This is a genomic window from Bradyrhizobium sp. CCBAU 53421, from assembly GCF_015291625.1.
Lineage (GTDB): Bacteria > Pseudomonadota > Alphaproteobacteria > Rhizobiales > Xanthobacteraceae > Bradyrhizobium.
Genome location: NZ_CP030047.1, coordinates 4,135,289 through 4,154,130 on the forward strand (window position 1 = coordinate 4,135,289; position 18,842 = coordinate 4,154,130).

Here is an 18,842-nt window from a genome sequence, read left to right on the forward strand (position 1 = left end):
TCATGATCAATTCATCTTCGCCGCAACCGAACACATCGGGCTCGGAAGACGAGGCCGTCGAGACAATTGTGCGCGCTGGCCCGAGCGGTGCCGTCGCGATCGCAGGCGTTGCGACGGCCATCGTGGTCGGCTTGTGGTTTGCGTTCTATCTGCTCGTCTTCCTGCCGCGGAGCGCTCCCTGATGGCGACCGAGACGGACCATAGCCTCGGCGAAGCGGTTGCCGCACGGATCGAGCGGCGCTGGGCGACGCTGTCGATCGTCATTGTCGGCCTGCTGGTCGGCATGGCGGCCTATATCGGCATCCATCAGGCGACGATGCCGCAGGGCCGGGTCGAAACCGCCGATCCCAAGACGTTGCATCTGTCCGGCGAATTCGTCGAGAGCAATCTCGGCAGCGAAATGGCGGCCGACGGCTCGGTCACCGTGCGCGCCATCGGCCAGCAATATTCCTTCACGCCGCAATGCGTCGTGGTGCCGGCGGAGACGCCGATCACCTTCCGCGCCACCAGCGCGGATGTGGTCCACGGCTTCCTGATCGAGGGCACCAACATCAACACGATGTTGGTGCCGGGTTATGTCACGGACCTGCCGGTGCGCTTCAAGACGCCGGGCGATCATGTGATGCCGTGCCAGGAATTCTGCGGCATCGGCCACCAGGGCATGTGGGGCAAGGTCAAGGTGATCGACAAGGCCGCGTTCCGGGACATGGCGGCAGCAAAGCGGAGGCTGACCTGTGTTGACTAACAGACGGCTGATCGCAGCGCATTTCTGGCTCGCCTTCATCGTGTTCGGCGTCGCGCTGGTGCTCGGCGCCTGGCAGATGTTCGTGCGCAGCCCGTTGAATGCCTGGCATTTAAACCCGGAGTTCTACTATCGCTCGGTTACCGCGCACGGCTCCGCGATGGGCTACGTATTCCCGACGCTGATCGCGATGGGCTTCGGCTATGCGATCACCGAAGCCTCGCTGGAGAAGGAACTGATCGGGCGGCGCTGGGCCTGGGCCGGCTTCTTGCTGGTCGCCGTCGGCGCCGTCGTCGCGATGATCCCGGTGTCGCTCGGGCTCGCCTCGGTGCTCTACACCTTCTATCCGCCGATGGTCGGCAATCCCTTCTATTACATCGGCGTGGTCATGGTCGTGGTCGGCTCATGGATCTGGGTCGCGCTGATGGTGACCAATTTCGCGATCTGGAAGCGCGACAACCGGGGCAAGCCGGTGCCGCTTGCGATGTACGCCAATGTCGCGGGCTCGTTGCTCTGGGGCTGGACCGCGGTCGGTGCGGCGCTGGAGATCCTGTTCCAGATCCTGCCCGTAGCGCTGGGACTCAAGTCGACCATCGATGCGGGGCTGGCGCGCGTGTTCTTCTCGTGGACTTTGCATGCCATCGTCTATTTCTGGCTGATCCCGACCTATATCGCCTATTACACGATCTTCCCGCGCGCGATCGGTGGCCGGCTCTTTAGCGACGCGATGGCGCGGATTTCGTTCATCCTGTTCGTCGTGGTGGCGATGCCGATCGGCGTGCACCATCTGTTTGCCGACCCACAGGTCGGCGCCGGCTTCAAGTTCATGCACTCGGTGTTCACCGGCCTCGTCGCGCTGCCGACGCTGCTCACGGTGTTCACGATCTGCGCGTCGGCGGAGATCGCGAGCCGCCTGCGCGGCGGCCGCGGCGCATTCGGCTGGATCGGCGCGCTGCCATGGTCCAATCCGATCATGCTGGCGACGGCGCTGTCGCTGGTCATGCTCGGCTTCGGCGGCGCCGGCGGCCTGATCAACATGAGCTATCAGCTCGATGCCACCGTGCACAACACGCAGTGGATCACCGGCCATTTCCACCTGATCTTCGGCGGCGCCATCGTGATCATGTATTTTGCCATCGCCTATGATCTGTGGCCGCATCTGACCGGGCGTGCGCTGGACAGTTTCGGCCTGATGCGCACGCAGCTCTGGCTGTGGTTCGTCGGCATGATCGTGACCACCTTCCCATGGCACTATGTCGGGATTCTCGGCATGCCGCGCCGCATGGCATACTATGACTATGCCAACCCCGCGATCTCGCCGCAGGCCTTCTCCGTATCGATGTCGGCGATCGGCGGCTTCATCCTGCTGCTGTCGGGCCTGCTGTTCCTGCTGGTGCTGATCCGCGGCCAATTCGGCGCGCGAGGCGAGGCGGGTGCCTACCGCTTCGCGGTGCCGCTGCACATGCCGGCGCGGATTCCGGTTGCGCTCAACTCGTTCGGCCTGTGGCTCGCCTTGATGGTCGGCCTCACGGTGGTGAACTATGGTTTCCCGATCGCGCAGCTGATGACGCTGAACGAGACCAGTGTGCCCGCGGTCTATGTCGGAGCCGGCCGATGAGCGATCAGCAGCTGTTCTCCCCGCGCAATCCCTGGTTCGGCATCAGCGTCGGCGTCACGGCCGCCATTGCCGTGCTGTCGGCCATCGCTGGCCTGATCTGGTTGCCGCTGGCGCAACCCAACCTCAAGCTTGCCGGCGTCTGGGACGCGATCTGCAGCGCGGCCGGCGTTCCGCGCGCTGCCGTGCAGGAGGCCAGCGTCAAGCCGGATTTCAAGACCTCCAATGTCGTCATGACGTCGGAGATGCTGACCAAGGTCGATCAGGTCTCGATCGGGCGGGGCGCGACGCTGGCGCAGCGTTGCGCGATCTGCCACGGACCGCAGGGCGTCAGTGACGCCAATTCACCGAACCTCGCCGGGCAGTTTGCCGCGGTGACGTACAAGGAGCTGAGCGACTTCAAGTCCGGCGCGCGGGTCAGCGTCGTGATGAGCCCGTTCGCGGCGGCGATGAGCGACCAGGACATGAAGGACGTTGCGGCCTATTACGCTTATCTGCCGCGGGTGCCTTCGAACAGCCTGGACACCGGGCGCCCCGCGCCGGCGATCGTGGTGACGGGCGCCCCGATGCGCAACATCCCGCCCTGCGGCTCCTGCCACGGCGACATCGACAACAAGGCGGGGAGCCCCTGGCTCGGCGGTCAGTCGGCGGTCTACATCAAGGTCCAGCTCGAGGCCTTTGCGTCCGGGGCACGCCGCAACGACATCAGCGAGCAGATGCGCAACATCGCCCGCCGGATGACCGCCGAGGAGATCGACCAGGTCGCGCACTACTACGAGGCCCAGCCTTGAGCTGCGTTAACGCGCCGTTAACCATAATTACGGCAGGTTGACAGGACATGGGTGCCGATTGCCGGCGCCCGGCAAGGCACCCGGACAGATGGCGGTCGACCTCTTCAATGCGACGGCTTCGGCAGGTGTCGATGCTTCGCGCCTGAAGGTCGCGAGCTCGATCAAGCAGGCCGCCGCCACCACCGGCACCAGCTTCGAATATCTGCTCACCACCGCGAAGATGGAATCCAACTTCAATCCGCGGGCCGGCGCCACGACCTCGTCGGCGCACGGACTCTACCAATTCATCGATCAGACCTGGCTAGGCACCGTCAAGGAGGCCGGAAGCCAACTCGGCTACGGCCAGTATGCCGACGCCATCACCAAGAATTCCGACGGAAGCTACTCGGTCAGCGATCCCTCCGCGCGCAGCGCGGTCATGAAGCTGCGCGACGATCCCGATGCGGCGTCGTCGATGGCGGCGGTGCTGACGCAATCCAACAGCTTCAAGCTCACCGGCACGCTCGGCCGTCGTCCGAGCGATGCCGAACTCTACATGGCGCATTTCATGGGTGTCGGCGGCGCCGGCAAGCTGATCTCGAGCGCCGAGGACAGTCCGAGCGCCAATGCGGCCGCGATGTTTCCGAAGGCTGCGGCTGCCAACCAGTCGATCTTCTACGACAAGTCGGGCAGCGCGCGCAGCGTCAGCCAGGTCTATTCGGTGTTGACGACGCGCTACGCCGCGGCCGCAAATTCGAAGGATACGCGCACCGCCTTTGCCGCGGCGGGCGGTGACACCATGTCGCCTTACGCGATCGCAAGCGCGACACCGACACAAGCGGTGACCATGGACACCGCGTCCTATCTCTCTACCTTCCCGAACGTCAGTGCGGGCTCATCGGCTGGTGCGACCTCGGCCGTCGCATCGGCGCAGCCGGCGCCAGCCTTCCGCTCGCTCTACCAGGCCGGCGACCGTTCACAGCCGATCTCGCCGGCGGTGCAGGAGCTGTGGGGCAGTTCCTTCGCGCTGACCACGTCGGCGACGCCGAAGGTCCGCGCGCCCGGGCGGCTTGATCTGTTCAGCGATCCGAACGGCACCTACAGCAGCGGCTAGCTTTCGTGCCTCGCGTTGACGCGCCGTGGCCGTCTTAACGAAACGTCAATAATCCCAAACGTTTATGATGAACCCTTTGTTAAGCGTCATGGTTTATTTTTCCTTGTAGTTGGCATCGTATGTCGATGCCGTCTCGTTGCGTAAGCCGGCAGGACCATGATCGTTCGGCAGTTCATTAGTTGGATTAGGACCGCTCCGGCGGGCGAGCGGGCAGAGGCGACACGGGCGTTGGCCCGCGCCTGGCTCATTTCGGATCTCACCGAGGACGACCGCATCGCAGCCGAAGGCGCGCTGCTGATGCTGCTCGACGACCCGTCGCCATTGGTGCGCCAGGCGATGGCCGAGGTGTTCGCCCATAGCGCGGAGGCGCCGGCCGCGATCGTGCAGGCGCTGTCGGCCGATCAGCCGGCGATCGCGCTGCCGGTGCTGGAGCACTCACCGCTCTTGATCGATGCCGACCTCGTCGACATCGTCGCCACCGGCTCCGACGAGATGCAGTGCGCGATCGCGCGCCGGATCAACCTGCCGGCCTCGGTGGCCGCGGCGATTGCCGAGGTCGGTTCGGCGGCGGCCGCGCTCGAGCTGATCGAGAATCCATACGCCGGGCTTGCGCCATTCTCCTGGGACCGCATCGTCGAGCGTCATGGCCATCTCGCCGCGATCCGGGAATCGATGCTGCAGCTGGAAGACCTGCCGTCCGCGACGCGGCTGGCGCTGGTCGCAAAGCTCTCCGACACGCTGGCGCAGTTCGTCGTCGCGCGGAACTGGCTCGGCGCCGACCGCGCCGACCGCATCGCCGGCGAGGCGAAGGAGCGCTCCACGGTGAATATCGCCGCGCGTGCCTTCGGCGACGACATGCAGAATTTGATCACGCATCTGCGCGCCACCGGACAACTGACCGCCGGGCTGATCCTGCGTGCGCTGCTGTCAGGCAATCTCGATCTGTTCGGAGCTGCGCTCGCCGAACTGTCCGGACTGCCCTATGGCCGCGTTTCCGCGCTGTTGAACGACCGCGGCGGCAACGGCCTGCAGGCGCTGCTGCGGCGCGCCGGTCTGCCGGAATCCACCTACGCCGCGTTCCGCGTCGCGCTCGAGGCCAGCCACGAGGTCGGCTATGTCGACAGCGGCGACGGTGCCGCGCGGCTGCATCGCCGCATGGTCGAGCGCGTGCTGACCCATTGCGAGACCGATCATTCGGCGGCCGAGCCGCTACTGATCCTGTTGCGCCGCTTCGCGACGGAATCGGCCCGCGAGGATGCGCGGATGTTCTGCGAGGAGCTCGCCGCGGAAGACGCGATCGCGGTGCTACCTTACGACGACGATCTGATCGCGGCCTGACGGCCGCGTTTTCCTGCAATTGATGGCGATTGAAGCCTAGGCCCTTTGGCCGTGGCGCGCGGCTATTCGCCGGGCACGATGCTCGGCGCGAGGATGGCCTCGAGATGCTCGGGCCGGTCGCGGTTGGCGTGAGTCAGGAATTCATCGGCGATGCCGCGGAGCTGCTTGCTCAGCACGCCGGCCACGACCGCGGTATCGAGCTTGGTGCGGTTGCGCACGATCGCCTGCACGGCGTTGATGTGGTGGGCAATCAGCTGCTGCGGCACCGCGGCGAGGTCGGGAGCGTGCTCGATGATGCGGCACAGGCTTTCGGCCGCCGCGGCCGCCGAGGGATAGCCGAATGTCGCGGCGTCGCCCTTGATGTCGTGCGCGGCGCGGAACAGCTCCTCGCGCGTCTTGTCGTTGAAGCCCTCGCGCAGCACCGTGGCGTGCGCGGCGGAGAGGCGGTCGGCCTCGATCGTCATCCATTCCTTGAACTCACCCGACAGCCCGGCGAGCGCCTTTTCGGCGCGGCCGACGGGATCGTCGAGATCGCTCTCGGGGACGCGCAGCAGCATCTTGCGCAGCGGGTTCGGCTGCGTGATGACATGGTGGGTGCCGAAGCTCTTGACCTCGATCGTCCCGGGTTTGTCTTTCGCCATGGCGATATCCTAAATGCTCGAGCGCGCCTTCTCGAGCAGCGACGGCTGCTGCAGGATTTCGACCTCACCGCTGCCGCGGCGCTCGGGGCCGATATAGGTGTTGGTGGTGTTGCGGCGGCGGTCGGGGCCGAAATAGGTCTTGGTCTTGATGAACGGGCGCGGATTGGCGACCACGTTCATGATGCGCTGGTAGAGGCCTTTGGCCGAGATCGGCTTGGCCAGGAATTCGGTGACGCCGGCGTCGCGCGCCACCGTGACGCGGCGCTTCTCGGAATGCCCGGTCAGCATGATGATCGGCGCGTAGGGATTGCCCTTGGATTCCGGCTGCCGGATCATCTGCGCGAGCTCGAGCCCGTCGAAGATCGGCATCGACCAGTCGGTGATGACGATGTCGGGCACATAGTGGGTGTACATCTCGAGCGCGGTGGCGCCGTCCTCGGCCTCATACACCTCGCGCGCGCCGAACGAATGCAGCAGCGTCCGCAGGATGCGGCGCATGTGCGGATTGTCGTCGCAAATCAAGAACCGCAGCTTGTTGAAATCGATGCGATACATGGTCCGGTCCCGAAGGGGCATACCGGGCCAAACGCGGTATTACCCAACGTTAACCATATCCTGCCCGGGGTTAATGATTGGTTGCCGCGCAAGGGGGCGGGGGATGCGGTGCGCCGTCAGTAGCCGAACTGCTCGCGCAGGATGCGCTCTTCGAGCGAATGACCGGGGTCGAACAGCATCCGCATCGCGATGGTCTTGTCGGAGAGCACCTCGACCCGGCGGACGTCGCGGACCTCGTCATGGTCGGCGACCGCGGCCACCGGGCGCTTCTCGCCCTCGATCACCTCGATCACCACGAAAGCGGAATTCGGCAGCAGCGCGCCGCGCCAGCGCCGCGGCCGGAACGCGCTGATCGGGGTCAGCGCCAAGAGCGCCGCGTTGATCGGCAGGATCGGCCCCTGGGCGGAGAGGTTGTAGGCGGTCGATCCGGCAGGGGTCGCCACCAGGATGCCGTCGGCCATCAACTCGGGCATCCGCTCGTGCTCGTCGATCAGGATGCGCAGCTTGGCGACCTGGTACGTCTGCCGGAACAGCGCGACCTCGTTGATGGCGTGATGCAGATGCACCGCGCCGTGGGTGTCGGTCGCGCGCATCAGCAGCGGATTGATCAGCGACTCCCGCGCGGCGGCAAGCCGCGTGCGCAGATCATGCGTCGAATATTCGTTCATCAGGAAGCCGACGGTGCCGCGATGCATGCCGTAGATCGGCTTGCCGCTGCGCATGTTGGCGTGCAGCGTCTGCAGCATCAGTCCGTCGCCGCCGAGCGCGACCACGACGTCGGCTTCGGCGGCCGAATGGTTGCCGTACATCGCAGTCAGCTCTTCGAGCGCGGTCTGCGCTTCAGCGCTTGCGCTGGCGACAAAGGCGATCTTGTCATACCGCTTGGAGCTGGCCATTGCTCACGAACTCGTTTGGCACGGAACACGCCGCGCTCGTCTATACATCCCGGGCGGCCTTGTCGAGATGGTCCGGGAACGGACCGCATGCCTTGCCGGTGCCGCCAAGCTAGCGCAGTTTGCCGATGGAATGCGTAAACGTCGGCCCAGGGAGTGAACGGCATGGCTAACAGTTTTGCGACACGGCTCACCGCAGCGTTGCTGGTGGCCTGCCTCGCAACCGCGGCGCGGGCCGACGAGGAGGCCCCGCAGCCATCGCCGTCGCCGAGCGTGCAGGCCCCGAGCGGCCAGACTCCAAGCGGCCAGAAGGGGCGGGCAGGGCGCGGCGAGGCCGGCTCCGGCGCCAGCGCGGCGGCCAACACGCCCGCCGCCGAGCAGCATCGCCTGCCGCCGGACTCCACGACCAAGCAATCGGTAGCGCTGCCCGGCCGCACGCTGAACTTCAGCGCGACCGCGGGCTCGATCCGCGTGTTCGACGACAAGGGCGAGCCGCTCGCCGACATCGCCTACACCTCCTATCAGCTCGACGGCGCCGAGAAGGCGAGCCGCCCGGTGACGTTCCTGTTCAACGGCGGGCCGGGCTCCGCGTCCGCCTGGCTGCAATTCGGCAATGTCGGGCCGTGGCGGCTGCCGTTCGACGGCGCGGTGTCGTCGGCCTCGCCGGAGCTGCAGCCGAATGCCGACACCTGGCTCGATTTCACCGATCTCGTCTTCATCGATCCCGTCGACACCGGCTACAGCCGTTTCGTCACCACGTCGGAGGATGCGCGCAAGCGCTTCTTCACCGTCGACGGCGACGCCAACTCGGTCGCGCTGGTGATCCGCCGCTGGCTGGAGAAATACGACCGGCTGACTTCGCCGAAATATCTCGTCGGCGAAAGCTATGGCGGCATTCGCGGGCCCAAGGTGGTGCGCAATCTGCAAATGCAGCAGGGCGTCGGTCCGCGCGGCCTGATCCTGATCTCGCCGGTGCTCGACTTCCGCGACTATACCGGCTCCAGCCTCCTGCAATATGTCGCGAGCCTGCCGACCATGACGGCGGTGGCGCGGCAGGCCAAAGGGCCGGTGACGCGCGAGGATCTCGCCGACGTCGAACGCTATGCGAGCGGCGATTTCCTGCTCGACCTCGTCAAGGGGCAGGCCGACACCGAGGCCACCACGCGGCTCGCCGACAACGTCGCAGGCCTGACCGGCATCGATCAGGCGGTGAGCCGCAGGCTCGCCGGCCGTTTCGACATCGGCGAATTCCGCCGCGAGTTCGATCGCAAGAGCGGCAAGGTGACCGGCCGCTACGACGCCTCGGTCGAAGGCTTCGATCCCTATCCGGATTCCAGCTACTTCCGCTTCAACGATCCGTCCGGCGATCCCTTGATGGCGCCGCTCACCAGCGCCGCCGTCGACCTCACCACGCGCAGACTGAACTGGCGGCCGGACGGCTCCTATCATCTGCTCAGCGAAAGCGTGAACAAGGCCTGGGAGTTCGGTCACGGCATCAATCCGGCGGAGTCGGTGACGCAGCTGCGCCAGGCGCTGGCGCTCGACCCCAAGCTGAAACTGCTGATCGGCCACGGCCTGTTCGATCTCGCGACGCCGTACTTCGCCTCGAAGATCATACTCGACCAGCTGCCGGCCTTCGCAGGACCGAGCCGCACCAGGCTCGCGGTCTATCCCGGCGGCCACATGTTCTACTCCCGCGACGGCTCGCGCCAGGCCTTCCGCAAGGAGGTCGAGGCGCTGGTGAAGTGAGGGGATGTGGCGGCGTGGATTGCGCCGCTGGCGCCACGTCCACAGCCGTCGTGCCTGCGAAAGCAGGGACCATGCGCCGCGGCTTGGTTGCGGACGGGATTAGTCGTTCCAGCGTCGCGCAATCATCGGTATTGGTGGTTATGGGTCCGTGCTCCCGTGCGCAATTGCGCACTAGGCAGGGACGACACGGAATGTGTTGCGCAGCCGGTGAGTCATACACCTGCGTGCTTGCGACATGGTCGCCCGAGGTTTGTCTCTCGTCTCGCCCTAGCGCTCACGGCTCCACGGGAAGAGGGAGGCCGGGAAATCGGCCGCGTAGCGGTGACCGATCGGCGGACGGGGCTCTTCCTGCGGAGGATTCCGGTCGGGCTCGACCACCTTCCTGTAAAGATGCCAGGTCGCATGACCAAGCACCGGCAGAACGACGCAGAGGCCGACGAAGAATGGCAGTGAGCCCACGGCCAGCAATACCGCAACGATCAGTCCCCAAGCGGCCATCTCGATTGGATTCATCATCACGGCCCGTATCGAGATGCGGATCGCGTCGATCGCCGTCGCATGACGGTCGAGCATCAGTGGAAATGAGACGACGCTGACGCATAGGGAAACCAAGGCGAAAAGGAAGCCGACGCCGCATCCGACGATGATGAGCGACCAGCCTTCGGGCGTCGTCAACACGCGCTTTGCGAAATCGGGGATGCTCGCGGCCGGCGCATAGCCGAACGTCATGATGTAGATCGCGTCCGCGGTGGCGATCCAGACCCCGAACAGAACGAGCAGGAGAACGCCAAGTTCGAACATGGCGCCGAACGACGGCGCACGCAGCACCTGCATTGCATCCCAGGCTCCTGGCTCCTCTCCGCGTTCGCGTCGTCGGCTCAGTTCGTAGAGGCCTAATCCGGCGAAGGGACCGATCAGGGCGAAGCCGGCGGCGAGCGGAAACAGCAGGGGCAGCACCGAATAGCCAAGCACAAGTCTAAACAGGACAAGTCCGAGCACGGGATACATCACGCACAGAACGATTGCGTGGGTCGGGATGGCCTTGAAGTCCTCCCAGCCGAGGCGCAGCGCGTCGCCCAGGTCGGAAAGGCTGATCTTGCGAACGACGTAGGCGGTAGAGACGCCAAACAATTGCAGTTTGGGTCGTGCGAACACCGTGGTCATGGTTCCGGTCTCCTTGCTTGTGGCCGCAGGGGAACGGAGCGCCATCAACACACGCACATCCGCCTCATGCGCGAAAATCGCGACTGAGTCCGGCAAATCAGATTCAACCAGAAGGAGCTTGCCGGACGACATCTGTCGCAACCGGTCAAGTAAAACTAGTCCGATGCGCGGCAGAAGCAAGGTGGCGAATGCGGTCGGGAGAATTGTGCAGGTGCACACACGAGGTCTTGCGATGCACCATGCGATAGGGGAGGGCCGACCGGTGTTCGCGGCATCCAACACGCGCCGGATAGCGGCGGGCATTACTCCTCTATTGACGTCTGGCTCGATGGGTACCATGTTGATGATTGACGCCCCCAGCTCCGATGAGGTTGCGGCCGTGACGTTGAGTTTTTGTCATGTCCCAGCATCGTGACCGGCAGAATGGGCGAGGCAAAAGCCACGGTGATGGTGAACGTGAGACCATCCCTCTGACGTGAGCTCCGCCCTTTCGTTCGTCTCCGCAGCCTTCGATGGCAAGGAGGAATGAGGGATGGCTGTAGCGATCTTACTGCTCCTGGTTGCCGTCGCCTCGGTGCTGTTTCACCTCTACAGCCCCTGGTGGTGGACCCCGATTGCCTCGAACTGGCGCTACATCGACGACACGATCAACCTGACATTCTGGATCACCGGAGCAGTGTTCTGCGCGGTGATAGCCTTCATGGCCTATTGCGTCCTGCGCTTTCACCACACCGAGGGACGGCGCGCCCACTACAATCCCGAGAACAAGAAGCTCGAATGGTGGCTCAGCATCGGCACCGCGATCGGCGTCGTCGCCATGCTGGCGCCCGGCCTCGTCGTCTGGCACCAGTTCGTCACCGTTCCTGCCGACGCGACCGACGTCGAGGTCGTTGGACAACAGTGGATGTGGAGTTATCGGCTCCCGGGGAAGGACGGCCGGCTCGGCACGTCAGATGCGCGCCTGATCAGTTCCGAGAATCCACTCGGGTTGAATCCCAATGATCCGAACGGACAGGACGACATCGTCGTCCAAAACGAGGATCTGCATCTGCCGGTCGGGAAGCCGGTGAAGGTGTTGCTCCGCTCGATCGACGTACTGCACGATTTCTATGTGCCCGAGTTCCGGGCCAAGATGGACATGATACCGGGCTCGGTGACCTATTACTGGCTCACGCCGACCCGCACCGGGACATTCGACGTTCTCTGTGCGGAGCTGTGCGGTGCTGCGCACGCGCAAATGCGGAGCAGGGTCGTCGTGGAGGAAGCGAAAGAATATCACGCGTGGCTCGAGAAGCAGCGAACGTTTGCGGAGTTGTCAGGCCAGCGCGACGTCGCGAAGGCCGCATACAGGACTGGCAGCGAATGAACATGCCGACGAGGATCGGCCGGATGTTCGGCCGGATATGAAGTGAACTCGTCGCTGAGCGGAAGACCAAGGAGGGTATTCCGATGGTCGATATCCCGTTTGATGAGGTCGCAGGCATCCCGCCCGCCGAAGTAGGTGAGGTCGAGCTCTATCATCCGCACAGCTGGTGGACGAGGTACGTCTTTTCGCAAGACGCCAAGGTGATCGCCGTCCAGTACTCGATCACGGCGATGTCGATCGGAATGGTTGCGCTGGTGCTGTCGTGGATGATGCGGCTGCAACTAGGATTCCCCGGCACGTTCTCCTTTATCGATGCCAATCAGTACCTTCAGTTCATCACCATGCACGGCATGATCATGGTGATCTACCTGCTCACGGCGCTGTTCCTCGGCGGCTTTGGCAACTACCTCATCCCGCTGATGGTCGGCGCGCGGGACATGGTCTTCCCCTACGTGAACATGCTGAGCTATTGGGTCTACCTGCTCGCGGTGCTGGTGCTGGCCGCGACGTTCTTCGTGCCGGGCGGGCCGACCGGCGCCGGCTGGACGCTTTATCCACCCCAGGCGATTCTCTCCGGTACCCCCGGACAGGACTGGGGCATCGTTCTCATGCTGGCCTCGCTGATCCTGTTCATCATCGGCTTCACGATGGGCGGGCTCAATTACGTGGTAACGGTATTGCAGGCCCGCACACGTGGCATGACCTTGATGCGCATGCCCTTGACGGTGTGGGGCATCTTCACCGCCACCGTGATGGCGCTGCTGGCGTTCCCGGCGCTGTTCGTGGCCTCGGTGATGCTGCTGCTCGACCGCCTCCTTGGAACCAGCTTCTTCATGCCGACACTGGTCGAGATGGGCCAGCTGACCAAGTATGGCGGCGGCAGCCCGATCCTGTTCCAGCATTTGTTCTGGTTCTTCGGTCACCCCGAAGTCTACATCGTCGCGCTGCCGGCGTTCGGCATCATCTCGGATCTGATCAGTACGCACGCGCGCAAGAACATCTTCGGCTATCGCATGATGGTCTGGGCGATCGTGGCGATCGGGGCGCTGAGCTTCGTCGTGTGGGCGCACCACATGTATGTCAGCGGCATGCACCCGTATTTCGGGTTCTTCTTCGCCACCACGACGCTCATCATCGCGATCCCGACCGCGATCAAGGTCTATAACTGGGTGCTGACCCTTTGGCGCGGCGACATCCATCTCACGGTGCCGATGCTGTTTGCGCTCGGCTTCATCGTCACCTTCGTCAATGGCGGCCTGACCGGGCTGTTCCTCGGCAACGTCGTCGTCGATGTTCCGCTGTCCGATACGATGTTCGTTGTCGCGCACTTCCACATGGTGATGGGGATTGCCCCGATCATGGCCGTGTTCGGCGGAATCTATCATTGGTATCCGAAGGTCACCGGGCGGATGCTCAATGATGTGCTCGGACGGTTCCACTTCTGGGTGACGTTCATCGGGGCCTATGCGGTGTTCTTCCCGATGCACTATCTCGGCCTGCTTGGGATGCCGCGCCGCTATCACGACATCGGCGAGACCTCCTTCGTCCCGGCATCCGCCCATGACCTCAATGCATTCATGAGCGTCGCGGCGCTGATTGTCGGCTTCGCCCAGCTCGTCTTCCTCTTCAATCTGGTCTGGAGCCTGTTCAAGGGAAAAGAGGCGGGCGGCAATCCCTGGGGTGCCACCTCGCTGGAATGGCAGACGCCGGAGACCCCGCCGGGGCACGGCAACTGGGGCAAGGAGCTCCCCGTCGTCTATCGCTGGGCTTACGATTACAGCGTGCCCGGTGCCGCCAGGGACTTCATCCCGCAGAATGAACCGCCGGCCAAGGTGCTGGCTCAGGGAGCCCATCCGTGAGTGCCATCGTCCTGTTCATTGCTACGATTGCAGCGATCGCGGGATGGTGGCTCTCGCAGCAACGGCTGGCCGCCAAGCCGTGGCTGGAGCAGGGCATTGCCGTCGATCTTCGCGGCGATCGCGGCTCTTCGGTGCCGGCGGCGAAGATCGGCCTCGGTGTTTTTCTCGCGGTGGTCGGCTCGCTGTTCGCGCTCCTGATCAGCGCCTACTCGATGCGCACCACCATGGTGGATTGGCGCGAGCTGCCGCTGCCGAGGTTAGTGTGGTTCAACACCGGCGTTCTCGTCATCAGCAGCGTGGCGCTGCAATGGGCGCTGATGGCCGCGCGCCACGACGACCATGAGGGCTTGATCGCGGGCCTGTTGGTCGGCGGTGCATCGGCCGTGATGTTCCTGACCGGGCAGCTCGTGGTGTGGCAGCAGCTCAACATCGCCGGGTATGTCGTGGCGTCGAATCCGGCCAATTCCTTCTTCTATCTGATCACCGCGCTCCACGGGCTGCACGTGACCGGCGGCCTGGTGGCGCTCGGCAGGGCGACCGTAAAACTGTGGCGCGGCGCGCCGATGACGCAGATGCGCTTGAGCGTCGAGCTTTGCACCATCTACTGGCATTTCCTGTTGTTGGTCTGGCTGGTCCTGCTCGGTCTGCTGACTGGCTGGACCGACAATTTCGTCGACATCTGTCGACAGTTGCTCACCTAGCGAGGGCAGGAAGCGATGACGGAAACCACACTCGCAACCCCCAAGGCGCTGCCCGGAACGATACCCGGATTGCGAGGCATCGCCGCCGACTGGGCCTCGGACCAGCGCGCGTTCAAGAACGTGTCGTGGGGGAAGGCCATGATGTGGATCTTCCTTCTGAGCGACACCTTCATCTTCAGCTGCTTCCTGCTGTCGTACATGACGGCGCGAATATCGACGACGGTGCCGTGGCCGAATCCCAGCGAAGTCTTCGCGCTCAATATCGGCGGCCGGCACATCCCGCTCATCCTGATCGCGATCATGACCTTCATCCTGATCAGCAGCAGCGGGACGATGGCGATGGCCGTCAACTTCGGTTACCGCCGGGATCGCGTCAAAACGGCAGCCTTGATGCTGGCCACCGCGGCATTCGGCGCGACGTTCGTCGGAATGCAGGCTTTCGAATGGACCAAGCTGATCATGGAGGGCGTGCGGCCCTGGGGCAACCCGTGGGGCGCACCGCAATTTGGCGCCTGCTTCTTCATGATCACCGGCTTCCACGGCACCCACGTGACCATCGGTGTGATCTTCCTGATCGCCATCGCGCGAAAGGTTTTGCGGGGAGACTTCGATGTCGAGCGGCGCGGGTTTTTCACGAGCCGCAAGGGCTACTACGAGATCGTCGAAATCATGGGCCTGTACTGGCATTTCGTCGATCTGGTCTGGGTGTTCATCTTTGCGTTCTTTTATCTCTGGTGAGGTCGCGCATGACAGAAGCAGCGGTACATGTGGAAGGGCAGGCAGCACAACATGCGCTACACACCTATGTGCATGGTGCGGTGGCATCAGGCGCCGCGCATGCAGAGGGGCAGCAGCACCCGATCAAGCTCTATCTCGTGGTCTGGGGATGGCTGTTCGTGCTCAGCACCTGCTCCTATCTCGTCGACTATTTCGGTATCCACGGCCACCTGCGATGGTCGCTGATCCTGCTGTTCATGGTGCTGAAGGCCGGCCTGATCGTCGCCGTATTCATGCATATGGCCTGGGAGCGGTTGGCGTTGGCCTACGCCATCCTGTTGCCGCCGGTGCTGGTGCTGGTTTTTGTAGGGATCATGGTGTTCGAATCCGACTATACGCATCTGCTTCGGGTGATGTTCTTCGCCTCGGCAAGCTAGAAATGGGACGGCCTTGCGAAGAAGGCCTTCAACCGATGGCTTTTTCGAACTGACGAGGAATTAATCTCGTGCAAATCAATCGTTCAATTCTTCGCCGGAGCTATGCCAACATCGGAGACTATGTCGCACTGACGAAACCGCGCGTGATGTCGCTGGTCGTCTTTACCGCACTTGTCGGTCTCATGGTCGCACCGGGCGGCATCGATCCCTTCACCGGGCTCGCTGCTCTTCTTTGCATCGCTGCGGGCGCCGGCGCCGCGGGTGCGCTCAATATGTGGTACGACGCCGACATCGACGCGATGATGGCACGCACCGCCATCCGTCCAATTCCCAGCGGCCGCGTATCGCGCCCGGAAGCATTGGTCTTCGGATTGATGCTCGGCACGTGCGCCGTCCTGGCCCTCGGCACCTTGCTGAACCTGGCCGCTGCTGCGCTGCTCGCCTTCACGATCTTCTTCTACGTCGTCGTCTACACGATGTGGCTCAAACGCCGAACGCCGCAGAATATCGTCATTGGCGGTGCCGCCGGTGCACTCCCTCCGGTGATCGGCTGGGTCGCGGTCACGGGATATGTCGGGCTCGAGCCGTTCATCCTGTTTCTGATCATCTTCCTTTGGACGCCACCCCACTTCTGGGCACTGTCGCTCAATCTTGCTGGAGAGTATGCCCGCGCCGGAGTGCCGATGTTGCCGGTCGTGGCTGGCAAGACCGAAACAAAGCGCCAGATTCTTCTCTATAGCGTGCTTTTGGTTCCGACCTCACTGCTGCCTTGCGCACTGGGGTTTGCGGGAGCCGTCTATGGCGCGGCTGCGGCGACGCTGGGCGCGATCATGATTGTTCTCGCATGGCTGGTACGCCGCAGCCACGACAAGGAACGGCGGCCTGCTCGTCGCTTGTTCGTGTTTTCGATGCTCTATCTGGTCCTTCTTTTCGGGGGGCTGCTGATGAATGCTGCGCCCTACGCTCAGTCCCACTGACTGATTGGATGATACGGGCAAACCATATACTCAATCGGAATCCCGATAAACCGAAGAAATCTGCGCGGGGGCCTGCGCCGTGGGGCAAACTCGGTGGTCGACTATGCCGGGACCCGCCGGACCCAAGCCCGTTTCGCGACCCTTTGGTCCCGTATGGCCAACGTGGCGGCCGAACCGCCACAATCCTGCGGAATTGCGATAGGCCGGCGCGGCGACCGGCCGCGGAGATCAAGAGGCAACAAAATTAGTTCTAGCCAATAACAATGCTAGTTCAGACGCAATCTGAGGTGTAACGTCCGCAGCTCCCTCAGTAACAGTCAGGGACGCGCCCATATGTCTGCTCTCCAAGCAAAGCTGGAACGATTTGAGATCCTTGCGGTCGAATGCGAGACGATCGCTAGCCGGGCGCTGGATGGGGACAATCGCGAGCTATATCTGCGGCTGGGTGCGCGCTATCGCGACCTGGCGACCGATATGCGGAACGTGATCGCGACCGTCGATGGTGCAGCGGCCTAGCTGCTGCTGGATCGGTGGTTGACATTGCGGAAGCAGCGGCCCCAGCGAGAGGCGCAGGTTGAGGCCGCGTCCAGATGCTGTCCGTTCTCGGCTTCTGGACGACAACCGGGCATCCCTGTCGCGGCCCGCTCAGCGATCCTCGCCCGTCAGGTTAACCTGTCTCAGCCATAGGTCTCCACGATGAAGTCGATCAGCGCGCGGAGCTTCGGCGTCATCTTGCGGTTCTTCGGCCACAGGATCTGGCGCGCGCGGGCTTGCGTCGCATAGTTCGGCAGCAGTACCTGCAACCGGCCCGCGGCGATGTCGTCGGCCAGCAACTCGTCGCGCATCAGCACGATGCCGGCGCCGGCCAGCGCCGCATAGCGGATACCGAACGCACTGTTAATGAAGAGGCGGCTTGCGACATCGACCTGCACTTCGCCTTCCGGTCCGAAGAAGGTCCAGCGCTGCCCGTCAGACCAGCCGGGATAGCGCAGGCATTCGTGTAAGGCGAGATCGCCTGGATGCGTCGGCGTGCCGCGTTCGGCAAGATAGCTCGGCGCGGCGCACAGCACGCCGGTATAGGGAGATAGCGAGCGCGACATCATGGTGGAGTCGGTCAGGGTGCCGACCCGGATCGCGGCGTCCAGCCCTTCCTCGAGCAGGTCGACCATTTTGTCGCTGAGGATGAGGTCGACCGAGACGTCCGGATATCTTTTCATGAAGCGGACCAGCGCGGGCGCCAGGCTGTACGATCCGAACGCGACCGAGGTCGCGACGCGCAGCTTGCCGCGCGGCGCGCTGAGGGCCTCCTCGACCAGCGCGTCGCCGGCCTCGGCCTGCTCCAGCAGCTGCTTGCAGTGATCGAGATAGCTGCGGCCGAGCTCGGTGAGGCCCTGCCGCCGGGTGGACCGGTTGATCAATTGCGAGCCGAGCCGGTCCTCCAGAAAGCGGATATGCTTGCCGATCATGGTCGGCGACATCCGTAATTCCTTGGCTGCCGCGGTGAAGGAGCCGAGATCGGCAACGCGGGCGAACACGGACATGCTGGTCAGTCGATCCATGATTATAAACCAATAGTCATTTCACTGCGGACCAAAGGGCCGCTTATAGCGTGTAGGATTTCTATTTATTACCACAAGTGAGCAATCGACGCGATGATGCGTTCGATTGCTTTGAAATACCGCCGAATTCGCCCCGAGGGACGCAATCCCGCGCAGGGCTCGAACCAGGACAGGAGTGTCAGGATGCCTTTCCAGATCACGATCAACGGGACCAGTCATTCGGTCGATGCCGACGGCGATACGCCGCTGCTGTGGGTGCTGCGCGACGTGCTCGGCATGACCGGCACCAAGTTCGGCTGCGGCATGGCGCTGTGCGGCGCCTGCACGGTGCATCTCGACGACAGCGCGGTGCGCTCCTGCATCACGACGATCGACAGCATCGGCGACTCCAAGATCACCACCATCGAGGCGGTCGGCAAGACGCCGGCCGGCAAGAAGATCCAGGACGCCTGGCTCGCGCACGAGGTGCCGCAATGCGGCTACTGCCAGTCGGGCCAGATCATGTCGGCCTCCGCACTGCTTGCGAGCAAGCCGAAGCCGACCGATGCGGACATCGACGACGCGATGTCGGGCAACATCTGCCGCTGCGGCACCTATGTCCGCATTCGCGAAGCCATCAAGCAAGCCGCGCAGTCGGGAGGTTGA

At 63.8% G+C, this 18,842-nt stretch carries 20 protein-coding genes; 15 read left to right on the top strand and 5 right to left on the bottom strand.

The genetic code is table 11. From position 1 onward, the window contains the following. Window positions 1-2: 2 nt before the first annotated feature. From XH92_RS19535 to XH92_RS19560, 6 genes are all read left to right on the top strand, one after another. The gene (locus XH92_RS19535; RefSeq protein WP_194460638.1) at window positions 3-182 is read left to right on the top strand and encodes a hypothetical protein; all 180 of its coding nucleotides are present in this window, start codon (window positions 3-5) and stop codon (window positions 180-182) included. Continuing rightward, window positions 182-745 (top strand): cytochrome C oxidase subunit II, encoded by a 564-nt coding sequence (locus XH92_RS19540; protein ID WP_194460639.1) that lies wholly within the window; start codon window positions 182-184, stop codon window positions 743-745. The genes XH92_RS19535 and XH92_RS19540 overlap by 1 nt, the downstream gene beginning before the upstream one ends. Beyond that, window positions 735-2,360 (top strand): b(o/a)3-type cytochrome-c oxidase subunit 1, encoded by a 1,626-nt coding sequence (locus tag XH92_RS19545; protein ID WP_194460640.1) that lies wholly within the window; start codon window positions 735-737, stop codon window positions 2,358-2,360. Before XH92_RS19540 ends, XH92_RS19545 begins: the two co-directional genes overlap by 11 nt. Beyond that, window positions 2,357-3,148 (top strand): c-type cytochrome, encoded by a 792-nt coding sequence (locus XH92_RS19550; protein WP_194460641.1) that lies wholly within the window; start codon window positions 2,357-2,359, stop codon window positions 3,146-3,148. Before XH92_RS19545 ends, XH92_RS19550 begins: the two co-directional genes overlap by 4 nt. 88 nt (window positions 3,149-3,236) lie before the next feature. Further along, complete coding sequence (locus XH92_RS19555) at window positions 3,237-4,241, top strand: transglycosylase SLT domain-containing protein (RefSeq protein ID WP_194460642.1); 1,005 nt, start codon at window positions 3,237-3,239, stop codon at window positions 4,239-4,241. A gap of 156 nt (window positions 4,242-4,397) precedes the next feature. Then, entirely contained in the window at window positions 4,398-5,579 is a 1,182-nt protein-coding gene (locus XH92_RS19560) for a DUF2336 domain-containing protein (RefSeq protein ID WP_194460643.1), read from the top strand. Between the two features lie 62 nt (window positions 5,580-5,641). Here the strand turns inward: XH92_RS19560 and XH92_RS19565 are convergent, their stop codons facing one another. The 3 genes from XH92_RS19565 to XH92_RS19575 all read right to left on the bottom strand — a co-directional run bounded on the left by XH92_RS19565 (window position 5,642) and on the right by XH92_RS19575 (window position 7,671). After that, window positions 5,642-6,220, bottom strand: coding sequence for an Hpt domain-containing protein (locus XH92_RS19565; protein ID WP_194460644.1), 579 nt, complete (start codon window positions 6,218-6,220; stop codon window positions 5,642-5,644). A 9-nt stretch (window positions 6,221-6,229) separates the two neighbouring features. Beyond that, window positions 6,230-6,775, bottom strand: coding sequence for a response regulator (locus tag XH92_RS19570; RefSeq protein ID WP_194460645.1), 546 nt, complete (start codon window positions 6,773-6,775; stop codon window positions 6,230-6,232). A 116-nt stretch (window positions 6,776-6,891) separates the two neighbouring features. Next, entirely contained in the window at window positions 6,892-7,671 is a 780-nt protein-coding gene (locus XH92_RS19575) for an NAD kinase (RefSeq protein WP_194460646.1), read from the bottom strand. A gap of 162 nt (window positions 7,672-7,833) precedes the next feature. Here XH92_RS19575 and XH92_RS19580 point away from each other — a divergent pair, with 162 nt between their 5' ends. After that, window positions 7,834-9,417, top strand: a complete 1,584-nt coding sequence (locus tag XH92_RS19580) for a S10 family peptidase (RefSeq protein WP_194460647.1) — start codon at window positions 7,834-7,836, stop codon at window positions 9,415-9,417. Window positions 9,418-9,684: 267 nt separating this feature from the next. Here XH92_RS19580 and XH92_RS19585 read toward each other — a convergent pair whose 3' ends face one another. Further along, window positions 9,685-10,581, bottom strand: a complete 897-nt coding sequence (locus XH92_RS19585; protein WP_194460648.1) for a DUF2189 domain-containing protein — start codon at window positions 10,579-10,581, stop codon at window positions 9,685-9,687. A 532-nt stretch (window positions 10,582-11,113) separates the two neighbouring features. On the opposite strand from XH92_RS19585, the gene coxB reads away from it, so the two are divergent. From coxB to XH92_RS19620, 7 genes are all read left to right on the top strand, one after another. Beyond that, window positions 11,114-11,947: a cytochrome c oxidase subunit II gene (coxB, locus tag XH92_RS19590; RefSeq protein WP_194460649.1), complete on the top strand. Its 834-nt coding sequence runs from the start codon at window positions 11,114-11,116 to the stop codon at window positions 11,945-11,947. A gap of 83 nt (window positions 11,948-12,030) precedes the next feature. Further along, window positions 12,031-13,806 carry a cytochrome c oxidase subunit I gene (ctaD, locus tag XH92_RS19595; RefSeq protein WP_194460650.1) on the top strand — a complete coding sequence of 592 codons (1,776 nt, stop codon included), beginning with the start codon at window positions 12,031-12,033 and terminating at the stop codon, window positions 13,804-13,806. Further along, window positions 13,803-14,507: a cytochrome c oxidase subunit 3 gene (locus XH92_RS19600; RefSeq protein WP_194460651.1), complete on the top strand. Its 705-nt coding sequence runs from the start codon at window positions 13,803-13,805 to the stop codon at window positions 14,505-14,507. The genes ctaD and XH92_RS19600 overlap by 4 nt, the downstream gene beginning before the upstream one ends. Window positions 14,508-14,522: 15 nt before the next feature. Continuing rightward, on the top strand, window positions 14,523-15,245 hold the full coding sequence (locus XH92_RS19605) for a heme-copper oxidase subunit III family protein (protein WP_194460652.1): 723 nt from the start codon (window positions 14,523-14,525) through the stop codon (window positions 15,243-15,245). 8 nt (window positions 15,246-15,253) lie between these two features. After that, entirely contained in the window at window positions 15,254-15,661 is a 408-nt protein-coding gene (locus tag XH92_RS19610; RefSeq protein WP_194460653.1) for a cytochrome C oxidase subunit IV family protein, read from the top strand. Window positions 15,662-15,729: 68 nt separating this feature from the next. Continuing rightward, on the top strand, window positions 15,730-16,638 hold the full coding sequence (locus tag XH92_RS19615) for a heme o synthase (protein WP_194460654.1): 909 nt from the start codon (window positions 15,730-15,732) through the stop codon (window positions 16,636-16,638). Window positions 16,639-16,971: 333 nt separating this feature from the next. Beyond that, the gene (locus XH92_RS19620) at window positions 16,972-17,154 is read left to right on the top strand and encodes a hypothetical protein (protein ID WP_194460655.1); all 183 of its coding nucleotides are present in this window, start codon (window positions 16,972-16,974) and stop codon (window positions 17,152-17,154) included. Window positions 17,155-17,315: 161 nt separating this feature from the next. Here the strand turns inward: XH92_RS19620 and XH92_RS19625 are convergent, their stop codons facing one another. Continuing rightward, window positions 17,316-18,197, bottom strand: coding sequence for a LysR substrate-binding domain-containing protein (locus XH92_RS19625; protein ID WP_194460656.1), 882 nt, complete (start codon window positions 18,195-18,197; stop codon window positions 17,316-17,318). A gap of 183 nt (window positions 18,198-18,380) precedes the next feature. Here XH92_RS19625 and XH92_RS19630 point away from each other — a divergent pair, with 183 nt between their 5' ends. Beyond that, window positions 18,381-18,842 carry a (2Fe-2S)-binding protein gene (locus XH92_RS19630; RefSeq protein WP_050402832.1) on the top strand — a complete coding sequence of 154 codons (462 nt, stop codon included), beginning with the start codon at window positions 18,381-18,383 and terminating at the stop codon, window positions 18,840-18,842.

Excerpts from the sequence above, each read along its gene's own strand:
- XH92_RS19535 (WP_194460638.1), top strand. The coding sequence starts at position 3 with ATGATCAATTCATCTTCGCCGCAACCGAACACATCGGGCTCGGAAGAC.
- XH92_RS19540 (WP_194460639.1), top strand. The coding sequence starts at position 182 with ATGGCGACCGAGACGGACCATAGCCTCGGCGAAGCGGTTGCCGCACGG.
- XH92_RS19550 (WP_194460641.1), top strand. The coding sequence starts at position 2,357 with ATGAGCGATCAGCAGCTGTTCTCCCCGCGCAATCCCTGGTTCGGCATC.
- XH92_RS19555 (WP_194460642.1), top strand. The coding sequence starts at position 3,237 with ATGGCGGTCGACCTCTTCAATGCGACGGCTTCGGCAGGTGTCGATGCT.
- XH92_RS19560 (WP_194460643.1), top strand. The coding sequence starts at position 4,398 with ATGATCGTTCGGCAGTTCATTAGTTGGATTAGGACCGCTCCGGCGGGC.
- XH92_RS19565 (WP_194460644.1), bottom strand. The coding sequence starts at position 6,220 with ATGGCGAAAGACAAACCCGGGACGATCGAGGTCAAGAGCTTCGGCACC.
- XH92_RS19570 (WP_194460645.1), bottom strand. The coding sequence starts at position 6,775 with ATGTATCGCATCGATTTCAACAAGCTGCGGTTCTTGATTTGCGACGAC.
- XH92_RS19575 (WP_194460646.1), bottom strand. The coding sequence starts at position 7,671 with ATGGCCAGCTCCAAGCGGTATGACAAGATCGCCTTTGTCGCCAGCGCA.
- XH92_RS19580 (WP_194460647.1), top strand. The coding sequence starts at position 7,834 with ATGGCTAACAGTTTTGCGACACGGCTCACCGCAGCGTTGCTGGTGGCC.
- XH92_RS19585 (WP_194460648.1), bottom strand. The coding sequence starts at position 10,581 with ATGACCACGGTGTTCGCACGACCCAAACTGCAATTGTTTGGCGTCTCT.
- coxB (WP_194460649.1), top strand. The coding sequence starts at position 11,114 with ATGGCTGTAGCGATCTTACTGCTCCTGGTTGCCGTCGCCTCGGTGCTG.
- ctaD (WP_194460650.1), top strand. The coding sequence starts at position 12,031 with ATGGTCGATATCCCGTTTGATGAGGTCGCAGGCATCCCGCCCGCCGAA.
- XH92_RS19605 (WP_194460652.1), top strand. The coding sequence starts at position 14,523 with ATGACGGAAACCACACTCGCAACCCCCAAGGCGCTGCCCGGAACGATA.
- XH92_RS19610 (WP_194460653.1), top strand. The coding sequence starts at position 15,254 with ATGACAGAAGCAGCGGTACATGTGGAAGGGCAGGCAGCACAACATGCG.
- XH92_RS19620 (WP_194460655.1), top strand. The coding sequence starts at position 16,972 with ATGTCTGCTCTCCAAGCAAAGCTGGAACGATTTGAGATCCTTGCGGTC.
- XH92_RS19625 (WP_194460656.1), bottom strand. The coding sequence starts at position 18,197 with ATGGATCGACTGACCAGCATGTCCGTGTTCGCCCGCGTTGCCGATCTC.
- XH92_RS19630 (WP_050402832.1), top strand. The coding sequence starts at position 18,381 with ATGCCTTTCCAGATCACGATCAACGGGACCAGTCATTCGGTCGATGCC.